Origin of the sequence: Pseudothermotoga hypogea DSM 11164 = NBRC 106472 (assembly GCF_000816145.1) — a bacterium.
Classification (GTDB): domain Bacteria; phylum Thermotogota; class Thermotogae; order Thermotogales; family DSM-5069; genus Pseudothermotoga_A; species Pseudothermotoga_A hypogea.
Genome location: NZ_CP007141.1, coordinates 1,991,318 through 2,007,140 on the forward strand (window position 1 = coordinate 1,991,318; position 15,823 = coordinate 2,007,140).

Annotated in this window: 18 protein-coding genes; 17 read left to right on the forward strand and 1 reads right to left on the reverse strand. The window is 49.6% G+C overall.

The annotated features are described in order from the left end of the window. Positions 1–3: 3 nt before the first annotated feature. Genes AJ81_RS09775 through AJ81_RS09785 form a run of 3 tightly spaced genes read left to right on the forward strand, consistent with a single transcriptional unit; the run spans position 4 to position 3,306 of the window. Entirely contained in the window at positions 4–1,533 is a 1,530-nt protein-coding gene (locus tag AJ81_RS09775) for a hypothetical protein (protein WP_031502580.1), read from the forward strand. A 45-nt stretch (positions 1,534–1,578) separates the two neighbouring features. After that, positions 1,579–2,565 carry a M42 family metallopeptidase gene (locus AJ81_RS09780; protein WP_031502581.1) on the forward strand — a complete coding sequence of 329 codons (987 nt, stop codon included), beginning with the start codon at positions 1,579–1,581 and terminating at the stop codon, positions 2,563–2,565. A gap of 12 nt (positions 2,566–2,577) precedes the next feature. Then, positions 2,578–3,306, forward strand: coding sequence for a sulfite exporter TauE/SafE family protein (locus AJ81_RS09785; RefSeq protein WP_031502582.1), 729 nt, complete (start codon positions 2,578–2,580; stop codon positions 3,304–3,306). Here AJ81_RS09785 and AJ81_RS09790 read toward each other — a convergent pair. Then, complete coding sequence (locus AJ81_RS09790; RefSeq protein ID WP_031502584.1) at positions 3,294–4,532, reverse strand: MFS transporter; 1,239 nt, start codon at positions 4,530–4,532, stop codon at positions 3,294–3,296. The genes AJ81_RS09785 and AJ81_RS09790 overlap by 13 nt on opposite strands. A 237-nt stretch (positions 4,533–4,769) precedes the next feature. On the opposite strand from AJ81_RS09790, the gene ffh reads away from it, so the two are divergent. From ffh to AJ81_RS09860, 14 genes are all read left to right on the forward strand, one after another. After that, positions 4,770–6,071 (forward strand): signal recognition particle protein, encoded by a 1,302-nt coding sequence (ffh, locus tag AJ81_RS09795; RefSeq protein WP_031502586.1) that lies wholly within the window; start codon positions 4,770–4,772, stop codon positions 6,069–6,071. Positions 6,072–6,083: 12 nt separating this feature from the next. Then, complete coding sequence (rpsP, locus tag AJ81_RS09800) at positions 6,084–6,380, forward strand: 30S ribosomal protein S16 (protein ID WP_031502587.1); 297 nt, start codon at positions 6,084–6,086, stop codon at positions 6,378–6,380. After that, the gene (locus AJ81_RS09805) at positions 6,364–6,588 is read left to right on the forward strand and encodes a KH domain-containing protein (protein ID WP_031502589.1); all 225 of its coding nucleotides are present in this window, start codon (positions 6,364–6,366) and stop codon (positions 6,586–6,588) included. Before rpsP ends, AJ81_RS09805 begins: the two co-directional genes overlap by 17 nt. Beyond that, on the forward strand, positions 6,585–7,088 hold the full coding sequence (gene rimM / locus AJ81_RS09810) for a ribosome maturation factor RimM (RefSeq protein WP_031502590.1): 504 nt from the start codon (positions 6,585–6,587) through the stop codon (positions 7,086–7,088). The genes AJ81_RS09805 and rimM overlap by 4 nt, the downstream gene beginning before the upstream one ends. Further along, on the forward strand, positions 7,088–7,876 hold the full coding sequence (trmD, locus tag AJ81_RS09815; RefSeq protein ID WP_051368921.1) for a tRNA (guanosine(37)-N1)-methyltransferase TrmD: 789 nt from the start codon (positions 7,088–7,090) through the stop codon (positions 7,874–7,876). Before rimM ends, trmD begins: the two co-directional genes overlap by 1 nt. Continuing rightward, the gene (locus AJ81_RS09820; protein ID WP_031503288.1) at positions 7,818–8,384 is read left to right on the forward strand and encodes an RNA methyltransferase; all 567 of its coding nucleotides are present in this window, start codon (positions 7,818–7,820) and stop codon (positions 8,382–8,384) included. The genes trmD and AJ81_RS09820 overlap by 59 nt, the downstream gene beginning before the upstream one ends. 9 nt (positions 8,385–8,393) lie before the next feature. Beyond that, complete coding sequence (rplS, locus tag AJ81_RS09825; protein ID WP_031502593.1) at positions 8,394–8,738, forward strand: 50S ribosomal protein L19; 345 nt, start codon at positions 8,394–8,396, stop codon at positions 8,736–8,738. 5 nt (positions 8,739–8,743) lie between these two features. After that, positions 8,744–9,646, forward strand: a complete 903-nt coding sequence (lepB, locus tag AJ81_RS09830) for a signal peptidase I (RefSeq protein ID WP_407636277.1) — start codon at positions 8,744–8,746, stop codon at positions 9,644–9,646. 39 nt (positions 9,647–9,685) lie between these two features. Continuing rightward, positions 9,686–10,309, forward strand: a complete 624-nt coding sequence (gene upp / locus AJ81_RS09835) for a uracil phosphoribosyltransferase (RefSeq protein WP_031502598.1) — start codon at positions 9,686–9,688, stop codon at positions 10,307–10,309. Positions 10,310–10,550: 241 nt separating this feature from the next. Further along, positions 10,551–11,510 (forward strand): tripartite tricarboxylate transporter substrate binding protein, encoded by a 960-nt coding sequence (locus tag AJ81_RS09840; RefSeq protein WP_031502600.1) that lies wholly within the window; start codon positions 10,551–10,553, stop codon positions 11,508–11,510. Positions 11,511–11,551: 41 nt separating this feature from the next. Continuing rightward, complete coding sequence (locus AJ81_RS09845; RefSeq protein ID WP_051368920.1) at positions 11,552–12,001, forward strand: tripartite tricarboxylate transporter TctB family protein; 450 nt, start codon at positions 11,552–11,554, stop codon at positions 11,999–12,001. A 13-nt stretch (positions 12,002–12,014) separates the two neighbouring features. Next, positions 12,015–13,508 carry a tripartite tricarboxylate transporter permease gene (locus AJ81_RS09850; RefSeq protein ID WP_031502603.1) on the forward strand — a complete coding sequence of 498 codons (1,494 nt, stop codon included), beginning with the start codon at positions 12,015–12,017 and terminating at the stop codon, positions 13,506–13,508. Then, on the forward strand, positions 13,505–14,602 hold the full coding sequence (locus AJ81_RS09855) for a M24 family metallopeptidase (protein ID WP_031502604.1): 1,098 nt from the start codon (positions 13,505–13,507) through the stop codon (positions 14,600–14,602). The genes AJ81_RS09850 and AJ81_RS09855 overlap by 4 nt, the downstream gene beginning before the upstream one ends. 13 nt (positions 14,603–14,615) lie before the next feature. Continuing rightward, the gene (locus AJ81_RS09860; protein WP_031502606.1) at positions 14,616–15,794 is read left to right on the forward strand and encodes a Gfo/Idh/MocA family protein; all 1,179 of its coding nucleotides are present in this window, start codon (positions 14,616–14,618) and stop codon (positions 15,792–15,794) included. Positions 15,795–15,823: the final 29 nt, after the last annotated feature.

Here is a 15,823-nt window from a genome sequence, read left to right on the forward strand (position 1 = left end):
TTCATGCGCCGGTTGTTCGTGCTGTTGAAGTACGGGCTGTGGACAAACTATCGTCAAAGAAGCGGCAGGGCACGGCGGTTGCCCGGTTTTCTCGTCACGATCGCTGCCTCTTTCATGATCGGTCTTCCGTTGGGTTCGATCTTTTTCGAAACGTTCAAGATCTTGTCGTCCGTCACAATAAATTCCCACGATTTATCAGCTTTGCTGATTCTCCAATGGACGTTGCTGAACGGTTTTCTTTTCCTGACCTCGTTCGTACCAAGTTTGATCAACTCGTTTTCACGAAACGAAGAGATTCAGTTGTTGCTGACATTTCCTATGAGACGTTGGACGATCGTGGCCTATCAGATGATTTTGACACTCTCGATGCAATCTTTTCCCGTTGTGATGTATCTGTTCGTTTTCCCTGCCTACGTTGTGGCACGCGGAGAAAATCTTTTTCTTGGCCTGATCGTTGCCTTTCTGTTTGTGCTTCTCATGCTCTCGATTTCTGTGCTGCTCTCCTGTGTCTTTGGCCTGCTCTTGAGCAAGTCCGTCGCAAGAAGGGTTACAGTGGTGGGCTTGATAGCCACCGTGGTGCTGTTCTTCCTCGCGACGCAGTTTTTACCGAACTACGTTCAGGTCTTACTCACACGTGATCCTGGGACCTTATCAGCGACACTCGTCAAGCTGACGCATCCTCTGAACATCTTCGCGTGGCCCATCAAAGCCTTAGATGAACCAGTGTATTCTCTGCTGATGCTGGCGTTCTGCTTTCTGTTAGTCTTGCTTTCGTCACCCGTGGCCGAGAAACTGAGTTTCGAACAGACCAGCTCTACGGGGAGGGCGAGGAACAAGGCTTTCAATGGTGGCAGAATGTTCTGGAAAGACTTCAAACTCATGGCGAGGAGTGAGCAGGGTTTGTTCACGCTGGTCTATCCAGTCATCTTCGCCGTTCTGTTCGGACTTTCGCTCAAATCTCCCATCCCTGCACTTTTGATCTCGATGGTGCTGAGTGGAACTTACGTTGCGTACAATTCTGCCATGCTGACCAAGCAGGAACTCGCTGTCTGGCCTCTACCGCTTGTTTTTCCGTTGAGGGACGTGGACATCCTCTTGCCGAAGCTGTTTGTACCATCCTTTATCTACTGGGGCCTGTTTTCAGCACTGCTGGTGTTTTTCAAATTCTGGTTCTCAATGTCTGCCGCGGCCTTCTTGCTTGTGCCAACGGTGTTCGTTACGTTCGTCTTTTCTTCCACACTGGGTATGTTCTTCTACCTCAAACAGCCTTCAAAGGCTGAGCCTTCCAATCCCTCCCGTGTTCTGAACACCACAAAGGTCTTGATCGTTCAGGGATTGTTGTTGCTGACTTCGCTGGTTTACATCCTGCCTGTGCTGCCATCCCTTCAACTCGCACTGCTCGAATTTCTCAAGATTCGCACCATTGTCTCATTCGTCGTTTACATGGGGCCCTTGGGTTGTGCCCTGACGCTTGCCTTTTTTTCGAAAAAACTCTTTAATCGGGCGAAAGAACTGTTTCAAAGAGTCGAATAGTTTTCGAAGCGAACTTTCTGGTACAATCTTTCCGGGGTGAATTTCGTGGACAAACTCGTGGAAAAGTTGATCGAACTGTGTTCTGTTCCAGGAGTGTCAGGGAGAGAAGAAAAGGTTCGACAACATTTGATCGAGAAGCTGGAGGTTCCCCACCGTGTGGACAATGTTGGAAACCTCATCGTGGAGCTCGGTGAAGGAGAAAAAACTGTTGCGCTCATGGCACACATGGACGAAATCGGTCTGATCGTTACCGGCGTGAACAACGATGGAACGCTTAATTTCAGAAAAGTAGGAGGCTTCGACGACAGGATCCTCGCAGGTTCGCACATTCAGGTCGTGACTGAATCAGGAATATTGGAAGGTGTGATCGGCATCACACCACCACATCTTTCAAGCCAGCAAACAACTGAGAATCTGAGAATAGACATCGGTTGCAGGAGCAAAGATGAAGCCGAAGCGCTCGGTGTAAAGGTGCTGGACTACGCGGTCTTCAAAAAACACGCGAGCTTGCTGAACGGTGAATTCTTTGCGATGAGATCGCTCGACGATCGTTTCGGCTGTCTGGCGTTACTCGAGGTTTTGAACGGAGTGAAAGACAAGAAGCTCGACAAAAAAGTCTACTTCGTTTGGACGGTTCAAGAGGAGATAGGCCTTAAGGGCGCCAAAGCGTTCGTGTCGAACCACAGGATAGACGTGTGTTATGCGATCGATTCTTTCGCGTGTTGTTCAGTCCTCACCGGAGACGTCGCCGTGGGCAAAGGACCAATCTTGAGAATGCTGGACAACAGCGCCTTTGCGAACTACGATCTTATGAGACAGATCCTGAACCTGGCTGAAAAGCACAGTCTCCCAGTGCAGGTTGGCGTGACAGGCGGGGGCACTGATGGTTCTGTAGCTATGGAGTTCGGAGCGAAGATGGTGCCCATAACGCTTGCAGTCAGATACCTGCACACTCCTGCAGAATGCATTTCGATAAAGGATCTGAAGAACCTGATAGAACTTCTGATTGTTCTCGTTACAGAAAACGTGTAGGAGGAATGCGCCTTGCTGTACTTTCTCGTCTTTTTGTCTGGAATCGCGTCGGGCTTTTTAAACGTTGTGGGCGGTGGTGGAAGTCTCATAACTCTGCCTCTGTTGACGTTGCTGGGTATGGATCTGAGCATTGCAAACGGTACGAACAGGATCGCCATCCTGATGCAGAACATAACGGCGGTCCGAAGCTTTTACAAAGATAAAGTGTTACCCGTGAAACTGTCTTTGCTGTGTGCCATTCCCGCAACGATAGGTTCGATCGCGGGGACTTACGTGGTGGTGAACATACCTCAGACTCTTCTGAAAAAGATCGTAGGTGTACTACTGCTCGTGATGGCCTTCTTCATTATTGCGAAGCCTTCCATGTGGTCCGGACAGAAGAAAGAACGGTTGAACGTTGCACTCATCGTTCTGGCCTTTTTTGGCATCGGCTTCTACGGTGGCTTCATTCAGGCAGGAGTTGGCTTTTTCTTCGTCTTTTTCACCGCCGTGTTGCTTGGACTCGACCTGGTGAAGAACAACGCGCTGAAGGTTTTCATAGTTCTACTGTACACACCGTTTTCGTTGCTCATATTCCTTCTCAACGGGAAGGTGCAGCCGTTGGCAGGCGTTATCCTCGGTGCGGGCAGCATGATTGGGGCTCAACTCGGAGCGAAGTTCGCGGTGAAAAAGGGCGTTAACTGGCTCAGGTACATCTTGCTCGCAACGGTTGTTGCCAGCGGTGTGAGTTATCTGATTTGAGAAAGACTCTCCAGATCGAGCTGTAACGATTTGACGATCCTTCTGGTGAGAAAGTAAGCGATCATCGCGAAGGCCAGGATCCCGTAGGTGTTTCTTATCCCGATCGCATTTGCTAACAGGCCGAAGAGGAAGGTACCAGCTGGTGAACCTCCGGTGTTGATGAGCGCATAGAGAGACATGGTCCTGCCACGCATGTTTGGAGGCGAAAGATATTGAGTCCTTGTATTTGCCGTGTTGAAGAAGATCGTCTGCGCGGCACCGTTCAGGAAAGACATAACGTACGCCGCCGGTGGGTAGAGGAAGGAAACTAAGGTGCTCAGTCCGATCCACAGTATGAAGCGTTCTTCTTTGAACTTTATCACCGTGTCGATTTCGAGAGAGCCCGCGAGCATGGCACCAACGAGCGCTCCAAGTCCCATCGATCCCATGATCAACCCATAGCCTGTGAGTCCCGTCTTCACAGCACTCTTCGCGAACGCCTGCATCAGCATGCTGTAAGGCATGCCGAAAACGGCGTAAATCGTCGAAGAAAGAAAGGTGACCAGCAAAACCTTGCTGGATGCCACGTAGCGTATGCCAGCCTTCAGATCTGCAAAGAAATCCCTTTGAACGTGCTGTTGCACAGGTTTCTGTACTCTTATGAACATCAGAGAGACGATCAATGGCAAGAACGTCAAGGCGTTCACCACGAAACCGAACCCCAAACCTTTGTATTCGACCACGAACCCTGCAATGGAAGGTCCTATCATCCTTGCTAAGTTGAATATCATGGCATGGAGGGCGAGTGCGTTCGAAAGCAATTTCTTTGGAACAATGGATCCAATGAAGCTGTTACGCGATGGCAGATAGAAGGCCTGGGAAATTCCCATCACGACGCTGAGCACAAGCAGCTGAACGGCGTTCAAAACGTTCCTGTAAACCAGATACGCCATGAGTGTCGCATTGAGTGCATCCGCGATCTGTGTGAAGAGCAGAACGTTTTTAGGACCAAACCAGTCTATGATCACGCCACATGCAGGAGAAAGGATGACCGTGGGAAGTCCTTTGAGCAGGGCGATCAAACCAATAAACCCCGCTGCTTTGTTTTCAGCAAAAAGGTTGACAGCAACCCAGCCCCTGAGTGTGGTATCAATCCAGGTGCCGATCAAAGAGATACTCTGTGGTAACCAAAAAAGGAAATAGTTCCTGTTCTTCAGTGCACGAAAAGGATTAGAATATTTCGCCATGCGAACTATGTATACACCAATCGTGTTAATTGATGCGGCACCACAGATTAAAGTTTTCTTGAAGCTCAGGGGTCAGATACTGTGACAATGAGGATGCGAAAGTGTGTGGATTAAGTTAATTCACACGATTATCGTGCGATGATTGTAACATAGAAGCGTCACATTCGTTTCGAACTCTGCCCTTCACTTAATTGATTTGGACCTCGACATGACGTATCATGAAAAGAGGTGTTGTCCATGTTCGAAAATCTTCAGGAGAAACTTTCGAAGATCTTCAAAACGATCACTGGGCAAGGAAGGCTGACGGAGAAGAACATCAACGAGGCCGTGAGGCAGGTCAAGCTGTCCCTGCTCGAGGCCGACGTCAACTACAAAGTGGTCAAGGATTTCGTCGAGAACGTTAAACAGAAGGCGTTGGGAGAAGAAGTTCTCAGAAGTTTTACACCAGATCAGCAGTTCATAAAGATCGTCAGAGACGAGCTGATCAACATAATGGGACGTGCCAACGCACCGCTTGAATTGAGGCACCATCCTTCCGTGATCATGCTGGTTGGCCTTCAGGGCAGCGGAAAAACGACAACGGCAGGCAAGCTCGCACTCCACTTGAGAAAACAGGGCAGAAGCCCCATGCTCGTTGCCGCCGACACGTACAGGCCTGCAGCTATAGACCAGCTGGAAAAACTTGGTAAGAGCATCAACATCCCAGTGTTCTGCGGAGACAGGAAGAACGCGATTCAGATAGTCAAAGGTGCTCTGAAGGCTGCTCAGGACCTTCGCTGCAATGTTTTGGTGCTCGACACCGCCGGAAGGCTTCACATCGATGACGAGATGATGAAAGAGCTCGAAGATATAAAGGCACTCACCAATCCGGACGAGATACTCATGGTCATCGACGCGATGGTTGGACAGGATGCGGTGAACTCGGCGCTGGAATTCGACAGAAGACTTTCTCTGACGGGTTTCATAGTGACCAAGCTGGATGGTGATGCCCGCGGTGGAGTGATCCTGTCGATAAGCTATGTTACGGGGAAACCCGTCAAGTTCATTGGTGTGGGAGAAAAACTTGACGCATTGGAACCGTTCTATCCTGACAGGATCGCCGGTAGGATCCTCGGCATGGGCGATGTGCTGAGTTTGATAGAGAAGGCTGAAAAAGAGCTCGACAAAGAAAAGATGGAAGCGACGGCAAAGAAATTGCTTCAGGCACAGTTTACGCTGGAAGACTTTCGCGAGCAGCTCAGAGAACTCAAAAAACTTGGACCACTAAGCTCGGTGTTCGAAATGTTGCCTGGTGCTCCAAAAATCGATGTGAACGCGAGCGAAAAAGAACTCAAGAAAATTGAAGCGATCATCAACTCCATGACAGCCGAGGAGAGAAAAAACCCCAGGATTCTGAATGCCAGCAGAAAGTTGAGGATCGCAAAAGGTAGTGGTACAACGGTTCAAGATGTCAACAAGCTGCTGAAATCTTACGAGCAGATGAGGGAACTCATGCAGAGGTTCAAACATGGAAAGCTGAAACTGCCCTTCGGGCTTTGAGGAGGTGTTCACGTGGTAAGGATCAGACTCACAAGGTTAGGAAAGAGGCACATGCCTTTCTACAGGATCGTCGTGGTTGATTCAAGAAGGAGGCGTGACGGAGCGTACATCGAGTCGCTGGGTTATTACAATCCCTTGCGCAATCCGGCAGAGATAAAGGTCAACGTTGAGAGGGCAGTCGAATGGATCTTGAAGGGTGCGCAACCCAGCGACACGGCGAGGGACATACTCAGTAAAGCCGGCGTGATGAAGAGGGTGCACGAAATCAAGTATGGTAAGAGAGAAACCACAGATGAAACAGGTGCTTGAGCACATCGTCAAGGGAATAGTCAAACATCCCGAGGACGTCGTTGTCGTCGAGTTCGACGAGGCTAACGGCAAGGTCCTCGAGATCGTTGTGAACGAAGAAGACGTAGGTCAGGTCATAGGAAAAGACGGTAGAACCATCAAGTCACTGAAGGTCCTGCTATCGGCACTCTTCGATGTGGAAGATTTCACTTTGCGGGTGGTAAGGTGAGCGAGTACATCGTGATCGGCAAGATCACGCGAACTCACGGTTTGTTTGGTAACGTCAAGGTTTTTCCGATGACCAACGTGAAGGAGGTTTTCTCCAACCTCAAACAGGTTTTCATACAGGACGAGGCCCGCAATGGAATTTACAGAGTCACAGTTCAGAAAATGAAAAAAGTTGGTAAAGAGTACTTGGTGAAGATCGAAGGTATAGACAGTTTGGAAAAAGCCAAGAAGATCGTGGGATTGCAACTGGCGATAAGACTCGAGGATTTGCCAAAACTCAAAACCGGTGAATATTACTTCTATCAGCTGTTGAACGTCGAAGTATATGACGAGCAAGGCAAAAGATTGGGCAAAGTGGTCGACATCATAGAGACCGGTTCGAACGATGTCGCGGTAGTGAAAGGCGACAGTGGTGAGATTCTAATACCCATGATTAAGGAATGCGTCGTAGAATTCGAGCCACAGAAGAAGCTCGTGGTCAGGCTTCTGGAGTGGATGTGATGAGGATCATAATTGCAACGATTTTCCCAAACTTCGTGAGGGTCGTCAAAGAGTACGGTGTGATCGCACAGGCTGTGGAAGAGGGAAAGATCGAGATAGAAATAATGAACCTTCGAGACTTCGCGCACGATCGACACAGAACCGTGGACGATTATCCTTACGGTGGCGGGCCGGGCATGGTTATGAAACCGGAGCCCTTTTTTGAACTGCACGATCACTGCAAGCAACAGTTCGGTGATTTGTACACGATCCTCACATCGCCACAGGGAATCACACTGAATAACAAACTGGCGATGGAGCTTTCAAAGAAGAAGAACCTTCTAATATTCTGTGGCAGATACGAAGGTATCGACGAGAGAGTCAAGAGCCTGGTGGATCTGGAAATTTCTATTGGTGACTATGTGCTGAGCGGGGGAGAACTGGCAGCGATGGTGATCTGTGACGCCGTCAGCAGGTTCGTTCCAGGAGTGGTCGAGGACGAATCAGTGAAGAGAGATTCTTTCTACAACGATTTGCTCGATCATCCTCAGTACACGAGGCCCGTTGAGTACAGGGGTCTTCGCGTTCCTGAAGTGTTGCTGAGTGGAAACCACGAAATGGTGGAGCTGTGGAGGACTGCGGAGAGTCTGAAACTGACAGCGTTGAGGAGACCGGACCTTTTCCTCGCAAGGCAGTTCTCTGTCGAAGAGAAGAAGGCCCTCATTCACTTGATACAGGAGCTGGTGGAATGTGTTGAACGACATAAGGATAGCCCTGATTCATTATCCGGTTCTGGGAAAAGATGGTAAGATAGTTTCCAGTGCGGTGACGAACCTGGACGTGCATGACATCGCGAGGACAGCGCGAAGCTATGGGATCAGGAAGTACTACATCGTCACGAACCTGCCAGCACAGCAGGAAGTGGTGAAGACTGTCCTGAACTACTGGGTCGAAGGAGCCGGCAGAGAATACAACATCAGCAGAACGGAGGCACTCAAGCTTGTCGAATTGAAGTCCTACATAGAAGACGTCTTGGATGCAATAAAGCAAGATACGGGCAAAGAGCCCCTGTTGTTTTTCACCTCGGCCAAAAAGAGGCCAAACAGCATCAGTTACAAAGAGGGTGCCGAGATAATAAGAAAAACTGAGAGACCTGTACTCATATTATTCGGAACGAGCTGGGGTATGCCGCAGGAATTGGTGGATATGTGTCATTACGTTCTCGAACCTGTTCGCGAAAAATCGGATTACAACCATCTTTCAGTGAGAGCGGCTGCCGCAATAATCATAGACAGGTTGATTGGAGAGGAGGTATGAACCGTGAGCATGGATAACGTTGTGAGACTGATCGAGAAGGATCAGTACAGACAGCTTCCCGAGTTCAGACCGGGTGATACCGTCAGGGTTCACGTCAAGGTCGTGGAAGGAGGAAAAGAACGAATTCAGATCTTCGAAGGTATCGTCATCAAGATCAGAGGATCTGGCCTCAGCAAAACGTTCACAGTACGCAAGATTGCAAGTGGAGGTATAGGTGTTGAGAGGACCTTCCCCTATCACTCGCCAGTCGTTGAGAAACTGGAGGTCGTCAGGAAAGCACAGACGAGAAGAGCCAAGCTGTATTATTTGCGCGATGTGAAGGGAAAGATCAAGCTGAAAGAAAAAAGAGAGTGACGTTCGTGGTAAAGAAAGTCGTGAGAAATGAAGAAAGGTCGAAGTCGATATCGATCGACAAGGAGAAACTGAAGAAGCATACATTGGATTGGTTGAAATCTTTGGCCTACGCGATCGTCGCCGCAACGATCATCAGACTGTACGTCTTCGAGACCATGCTGGTACCAACCGGATCGATGATACCCACAATAAACGTGGGTGACAGGTTGTTCATAGAAAAGGTAACCTACACGGTTAGAGAGCCACAAAGAGGTGACATAGTTGTTTTCTGGGCCCCGTTCATAGACGAGCGTGCCTTGACTATGTTGAGACCCTTCGACAAGTTCATGGATCTGTTCGCACCAAGTAAGTTCAGAGGAAGGGTGAAATATGTCAAGCGCCTCGTTGGCGAGGAAGGGGATGTTTTGCAGATCAAGCTTTCGGAGGACGGCGAATACCATCTGTACGTCAACGGAAAATTGGACGAGCAGTTGAAGAACATCGTTTACGCGCCGGAAGGTATCTTCAAGTATCCAGAGCTTCTCAACTGGTTCGTCGAAGCGAGCCAGTTGAGAAACAACCAAACGGCATACAGGCAGTATTTGCAACGGCTCGCGCAGAAAGATATCGAAGCTGCAAATTTGGTGTTCTCCGTCGTTGGAGGCATGTATCCCGTGCCGCTGGGCGTTCCTTTCGATCGCACGTTCTCGGACATCTACAAAGACATCGACTTGAGCAAGTACATCAGAAGAACACCTGAGGGTGTTGAGGTCGAAGTTCCAAAGGGATTCTACTTCTTCATGGGTGATAACACGAACGACAGCTTCGACAGCCGTTACTTCGGTTTTGTACCTAAGGACCACATTATTGGAAAGCCCATACTGCGCATATGGCCATTGCAAAATTTTGGTCCAGTACAAGGGAGCTGAACGCTCCCTTTTATTTTGCTTTGAGGGAGGGTTCGAATCATGTTCAACGTTGTGGATCATCCACTCATAAAGCACAAGCTCACCATTATGAGGAACAAGGACACCGGTCCTAAAGAGTTCAGAGAACTCCTCAGGGAAATAACCTTCCTTCTCGCATACGAAGCGACGCGCAACGTTGAAACAATCGAGATTGATGTTGAAACGCCACTCGAAAGGACCAAGGGCTATGCGATCGAGGACAAAAAGATGGTCGTCGTACCCATCTTGCGTGCGGGTTTGGGCATGGTCGACAGTATCCTCGAACTGATGCCCAACGCGTCTGTGGGGCACATTGGTGTTTACAGAGATCCCGAAACCTTGAGGCCTGTACAGTATTATTGCAAGTTGCCAAAAATAGAGGAAAAGAGCGTTGTTTTCTTGCTCGATCCTATGTTGGCGACTGGTTTTTCCGCAGTCCACGCAGTGAACATTTTGAAACAGCACGGGGCAAAGAACATCGTTCTGGTCTGTTTGATCGCCGCACCCAAGGGAGTGGAAGCATTGCAAACTCATCATCCAGACGTGCACGTGTACGCCGCCGCACTGGATAGACAGCTGAACGACCACGGTTACATCCTGCCCGGCCTGGGTGATGCAGGCGACAGGCTGTACCGAACCAAATGACTGAATTCGAAGCGACGGTCATTCGTTTGTAACTGTATCGCAACTATTTTGAAAACACTGTTGTGTCACAATTTGCCAGTGTAGAGATAAAATTTTTTTGAACACCAGCGAAAGACAGTAACGGCTTTAATTATCGCTCGGCCTTAATTTTCCTACTAAAGCAACTTTCTGCCTATTCTGAATCAATAACGTGGTAGTGGCTCTCCGAAAAAAATATTTCCAAAAGTGGGGAGGTGTGCACATGAGGTCAAAAGTTTTGCTTGCTTTACTCTTGATAGGTATTCTTGCGTTTTCGCAGGTGAACTTTCCAACGAGACCCGTAACGATCATCGTTCCCTGGTCTGCTGGTGGAGCTACGGACATGTTGTTCAGAGCCGTTGCGTCTGTGTTTCCAAAGTACGCTAATGGCCAGCCACTCGTGATCAATAACATTCCAGGGGCCGGTGCGGTGACAGGCACGATGGAGTTTCTCAAGGCTGAACCCGACGGTTACACATTACTGTCTTTGGCCACACCGATCATCACGAAAATTCACTGGAGCAACGTGAAGTTTACCGTGGATGACTTCATTCCAGTGATCAACATCGTGAACGACCCAAGCTATATACTCGTTAACGTGAACTCGCCGTACAAGACCTTGGAGGACCTTCTGAAGGCTGCACGAGCGAACCCAGAAACCATCACGATGGGTAACGGAGGTGCAGGTGGTGGCAACCACCTGGTGGCGCTCGCGTTCGAGGACTTCGTGGGTGTGAAGTTCATCCACGTGCCTTACAACGGCGGTGCACCGGCGATCGCGGATTTGGTTGCGGGTCACATCGATGCGGTGATGGCCGCCGCACCCGAGGGTGTGGCACAGGTTCAGGGAGGTCAACTGAGATGCCTGGCAGTTCTTGGTACACAGAGGCTCATCGTGTTTCCGGACGTGCCAACAGCTAAGGAACAGGGTTACGACTTCACGCTGGGCATGTGGCGAGGCGTAGCAGTCCGGAGAGGAACACCTCCAGAGATCGTTCAGGCACTCCACGACATCTTTTACAAGTGCATCAACGATCCAGACTTCCTGGCAAAAGCTAAGGAAATGGGAAGCGTGATCCACTACATGGACACGGTGACGTACGCCAAGTTCGTGCGCGAGCAGAACGCGTTCTGGGAGAATTTGATGAAGATCAAGAAGGTCGGAGAAAAGTACGGGAAATGAGGCATTCCCCGCCCTTCGGGGCGGGGATTTCGGTGATTAGTATGTCGAGAAAAGGCGATCTGTTGTCGGGTTTGATCGTGTCTATCACAGGTTTGCTATTCCTTTTGAGCACGATCGGAATCAAAAGACCAAGAATTGGACTCGGTTCGGCAGGTTTTCCACGCTTGGTCACGGTGTGTCTGATCGTGTGTGGCGTCATCCTTGCACTGCGCGCCTTGCTGTCGAAGAGGGTGGTCGTTAAACCTTCGCGCATTGATACCAGATTCGTGTTGAACCTCGTTGGTCTCGTTGCTTCGTTCGTTCTCTATCTCTACCTTTTGAAAAAACTTGGCTTTCTCATCACAACTGCACCTCTTCTATTCTTCGCGATGTACGTGTTCGGTTACAGGAAACATTTCATGAACGTCGTCCTGAGTGTGATCACATCCCTCCTGATCTATTACGTCTTCACCGTCGTCTTCAAAGTGCCTCTGCCAAGGTTTTCGTTGTGAGGTGTGAGTTCGAATGATCAACTATTGGCTCGAAGGGCTCAGAATAGCGTTTCAACCTTTCAACTTGTTGATCATGCTCGTTGGTGTCACGAGTGGAATCGTTGTTGGTGCGCTTCCGGGTGTCACTTCGTCGATGGGCATAATCTTGCTTCTGCCATTCACCTACTACATGAAACCCGAGACAGCTTTGCTGATGTTGACCGGCATGTATTGCGCCTCGATGTTCGGTGGCTCCATTGCTGCAATCCTCTTGAGAACACCCGGTACGCCATCTGCGGCAGCCACATCCATAGATGGGTATCCGCTGGCGCTACAGGGGAAAGCAGGCAAGGCTATCTCTGCAGCACTCATTGGCTCGTTCTTCGGCGGTATTGCAAGCGGCGTGTGCATGGTTTTCCTGGCCCCGCTGCTTGCCAGGTTCGCTCTCAAGTTTGGTCCTCCCGAATATTTCGCTCTGGCTGTGTTTGGCTTGACCATAATTGCGAGCGTCTCAGGAAAAGACCTGCTCAGGGGTCTCATTTCCGGACTCGTAGGTCTCTTACTATCCTTGATAGGCATTGACAACATAACAGGTTCCCAACGCCTAACATTGGGCATTGATGCTCTGGCCAATGGTTTCAATTTTCTGCCTGTCATGATTGGAGTTTTCGCGGTATCCGAAGTTTTGAATAGGCTTGAAAAAAAGGGTGAACGGGCTCAGATCACTGCTTCATTGGGTCAGCTGTTTCTCACCTGGGAAGAAATGAAGAGTTTGGTCTTACCCATCGTCGTCGGTATCATCATTGGTACTCTGATAGGGGTTCTGCCAGGTACAGGCGGTGCGATCGCAACTTTTCTGGCCTACAACGAGTTGAGGAGATGGTCCAAGAACAAAGAAAAGTTTGGTCAGGGTGCACTTGAAGGCGTTGTGGTTTGTGAGACTGCCAACAATGCCGTGACCGGTGGAGCCATGGTACCAACTCTGTCGCTCGGGGTGCCCGGTGATGCGGTGACCGCCGTGATGCTTGGTGCGTTCGTTCTGATCGGGGTACGTCCCGGTCCGTTGATGTTCACTCAACAAGCAAACATTGTCTACTCCTTCTTCGCGGGTTGGTTCGTCATCCAGTTCATGATGCTCGCGGTCGGGTTCGTGTCCATCATTCTTGCTCCGAACATTCTCAAGATCAGAGACGAGATACTGATGCCCATCGTGTTGGTTTTGTGCATCGTAGGTTCTTTCTCGCTGAGGAACAGTGTATACGATGTCGGTGTAGCGTTGTGTTTTGGTGTACTGGGATACCTCATGAGGAAGGCGGGCTTTCCCATGCCGCCGTTGGTACTTGGTTTGATACTTGGTCCCATGGCGGAACAGAACCTCAACAGAACGCTCCTCATTGCAAAGAACGACTGGACTATCCTCTTCAAAAGGCCAATCTCGTTGACTTTGCTCTTGGCAGCCTTCGTTTCTGTGACCCTTTCTCTGATAGGAGCGTACAGAGCTTCGAAAAAGGAGGCCACAAGGTCATGACCAGGACAGAAGAAGTAAAGGTAAAGTTGGACCGTGTGAGGGAATTCCTCGAAAGAAAGGGCCTATCTGCGATGTTGATGAAGAAGCAACCCAACTTTTCTTGGATCACCGCCGGTGGTTTGAACATGGTCGGCATCGCAACGGAAATGGGTGTGGCTTCAGTCCTCGTTACGAAGGACAACTGTTATGTCATAGCGAACAAGATCGAAGCACCAAGAATGATGGATGAAGAGGTCGCAGAACTCGGTTTTGAGATCCTCTCTTACGAATGGTACGAAAACAAAGAGCTTGAAATCGTCAGAAGGATCGCCGGAGAAAGGGTGGGTTGCGATACTGCTGTACCAGGTTTGATACACGTTGAGGCAGAGTTCAACGAGCTCAGGTACGAGTTGACGCAAGCTGAGGTAGAACGATATTTGTACCTCGGAGAGAAGTTGTCCAGAGCCCTGGAAAGTGTTCTCCTTTTCACAAGACCTGGTGATACGGAAGCCGAGATAGCAGGAAGAATCAGCGCTGAGCTTTGGAAGTACAGAATCGACCCAACGGGCTTCATGGTTGCGGCGGACGAGAGGGCGAAACTCTACAGACATCCGATACCCACTATGAGAAAGATTGAACGGCTCGTGATGGTTTCCGTCAACGCGAGGTACAAGGGATTGATCACAACGGTTACACGAATGGTCCACTTCGGAGAACCACCGAATCAGTTGTTGAAACAGTACAGAGAGAACGTGGAGATCGAGTGTGTAATGATCGCAAAAACGAAAATCGGAGAAAAGATGAACGTGCCTGTGCTCGCAGCGATAGAAGAGTACGAAAAGAGAGGTTATCACGGCGAATGGAAGTTGCACCATCAAGGCGGGCCCATGGGTTACTACGCAAGAGATGTGAGAGTAACACCTGATTGCCAACAGATCGTGAGGCGAAACCAGGCTTTCTGTTGGAATCCAACGATCAGCGGAACGAAATCGGAAGATGGATTCGTCATCACCGAAACAGGTCCCATCATGATCACCAAGCCTTTTGTTTTTCCAGCAGTGAAGCTCGAAGTGGAGGGAATCTCCTTTGTGAGGCCCGACATGCTCGTTCTGTGAGGGGGTTGTGCACATGAAGAGAGTGAGAGTTGGAATCGTGGGAGCCGGCTTCATCGCGAAGATCCACATGGCAGCATTCAGACAGAATCATCAGATTGTTGATGTGGTAGGTGTCTGTGCGGGGCATAGAGAAAACGCCGAAAGATTTGCGAAGCAACACGGAATCGCTCACGTATTCGACAACTTCGAGCAGCTGTGTTCGAGCCCTGATGTGGACGTGGTTGATGTTTGCACACCAACCAGCCTGCACGATGACGTGATACTCTGCGCAGTTGAAAATCACAAGCATGTGATTTGCGAGAAACCCCTCACGGGTTACTTCGGTGAGGATATGCCCGAGGTCGAGGAGGTTGGCAAGATCTCAAAAACGCACATGTACGAGAAAGTGAAAGAGAAGGTCGCACTCTTGGAAGATAAGATCAAGAAGGCTAACGTCAAATTCATGTACGCTGAAAACTGGGTGTACGCACCGGCGATCGAGAAGATGAAGAGAATGCTGAAAGCCTCTGACATGGTGTGCTTCGAATTGCGCGCTGAATGTAGTCATTCAGGCTCTCAAGCAACTTACTCACGCAGATGGAAAACGTCCGGCGGAGGAAGTCTGATACGCCTTGGCTCACATCCCATAGCTACGGTGATCCACTTGAAGCATTACGAAGGATACGTCAGAGACGGCAAACCCATAAAGCCAAAAGCGGTACTGGCGGACATCGCGAACCTCACGAAGATGGAAGCCTTGAAAGACAAACCTTGCTACGTCGTCAGTTCGTGGCAAGATGTTGAAGATTGGTCAGTCGTGATATTGGAATTCGAGGATGGCTCCAGAGCCACGGTGTTTTCAACCGATGTGAGTCTGGGAGGTGTAAAGAACAGAATAGAGCTCTACGGCTCTAAAGGTATGATACTGGCCAACATCACACCGAACAACGCCATGGTTGCGTTCGCTCCGAATGAATCTGTGTGGGGTGATGAGTACATCAGCGAAAAGCTCGAGACGAAGGCAGGTTACAGTTTTCCCTCACCCGATGAATTCTGGACCAGGGGATATCCACAGGAAATGGCAGATTTCGCGATGGCTGTGTTGGAAGACAGAAGCGTTTTGAGTGGTTTCGATCTTGCAAAAGAAACCATGTTGGTGATGTACGCAGCATACGCCTCTGCGGAACTTGGCAAGCGGGTTTTCATTGGATGATGTGAGGGGTGTATCGAAGGGGAAAGTTC

Coding starts and splice junctions, on each gene's coding strand:
- AJ81_RS09775 (WP_031502580.1), top strand. CDS start 4: ATGCGCCGGTTGTTCGTGCTGTTGAAGTACGGGCTGTGGACAAACTAT.
- AJ81_RS09790 (WP_031502584.1), bottom strand. CDS start 4,532: ATGGCGAAATATTCTAATCCTTTTCGTGCACTGAAGAACAGGAACTAT.
- ffh (WP_031502586.1), top strand. CDS start 4,770: ATGTTCGAAAATCTTCAGGAGAAACTTTCGAAGATCTTCAAAACGATC.
- AJ81_RS09805 (WP_031502589.1), top strand. CDS start 6,364: ATGAAACAGGTGCTTGAGCACATCGTCAAGGGAATAGTCAAACATCCC.
- trmD (WP_051368921.1), top strand. CDS start 7,088: ATGAGGATCATAATTGCAACGATTTTCCCAAACTTCGTGAGGGTCGTC.
- rplS (WP_031502593.1), top strand. CDS start 8,394: ATGGATAACGTTGTGAGACTGATCGAGAAGGATCAGTACAGACAGCTT.
- upp (WP_031502598.1), top strand. CDS start 9,686: ATGTTCAACGTTGTGGATCATCCACTCATAAAGCACAAGCTCACCATT.
- AJ81_RS09840 (WP_031502600.1), top strand. CDS start 10,551: ATGAGGTCAAAAGTTTTGCTTGCTTTACTCTTGATAGGTATTCTTGCG.
- AJ81_RS09845 (WP_051368920.1), top strand. CDS start 11,552: ATGTCGAGAAAAGGCGATCTGTTGTCGGGTTTGATCGTGTCTATCACA.
- AJ81_RS09850 (WP_031502603.1), top strand. CDS start 12,015: ATGATCAACTATTGGCTCGAAGGGCTCAGAATAGCGTTTCAACCTTTC.
- AJ81_RS09855 (WP_031502604.1), top strand. CDS start 13,505: ATGACCAGGACAGAAGAAGTAAAGGTAAAGTTGGACCGTGTGAGGGAA.
- AJ81_RS09860 (WP_031502606.1), top strand. CDS start 14,616: ATGAAGAGAGTGAGAGTTGGAATCGTGGGAGCCGGCTTCATCGCGAAG.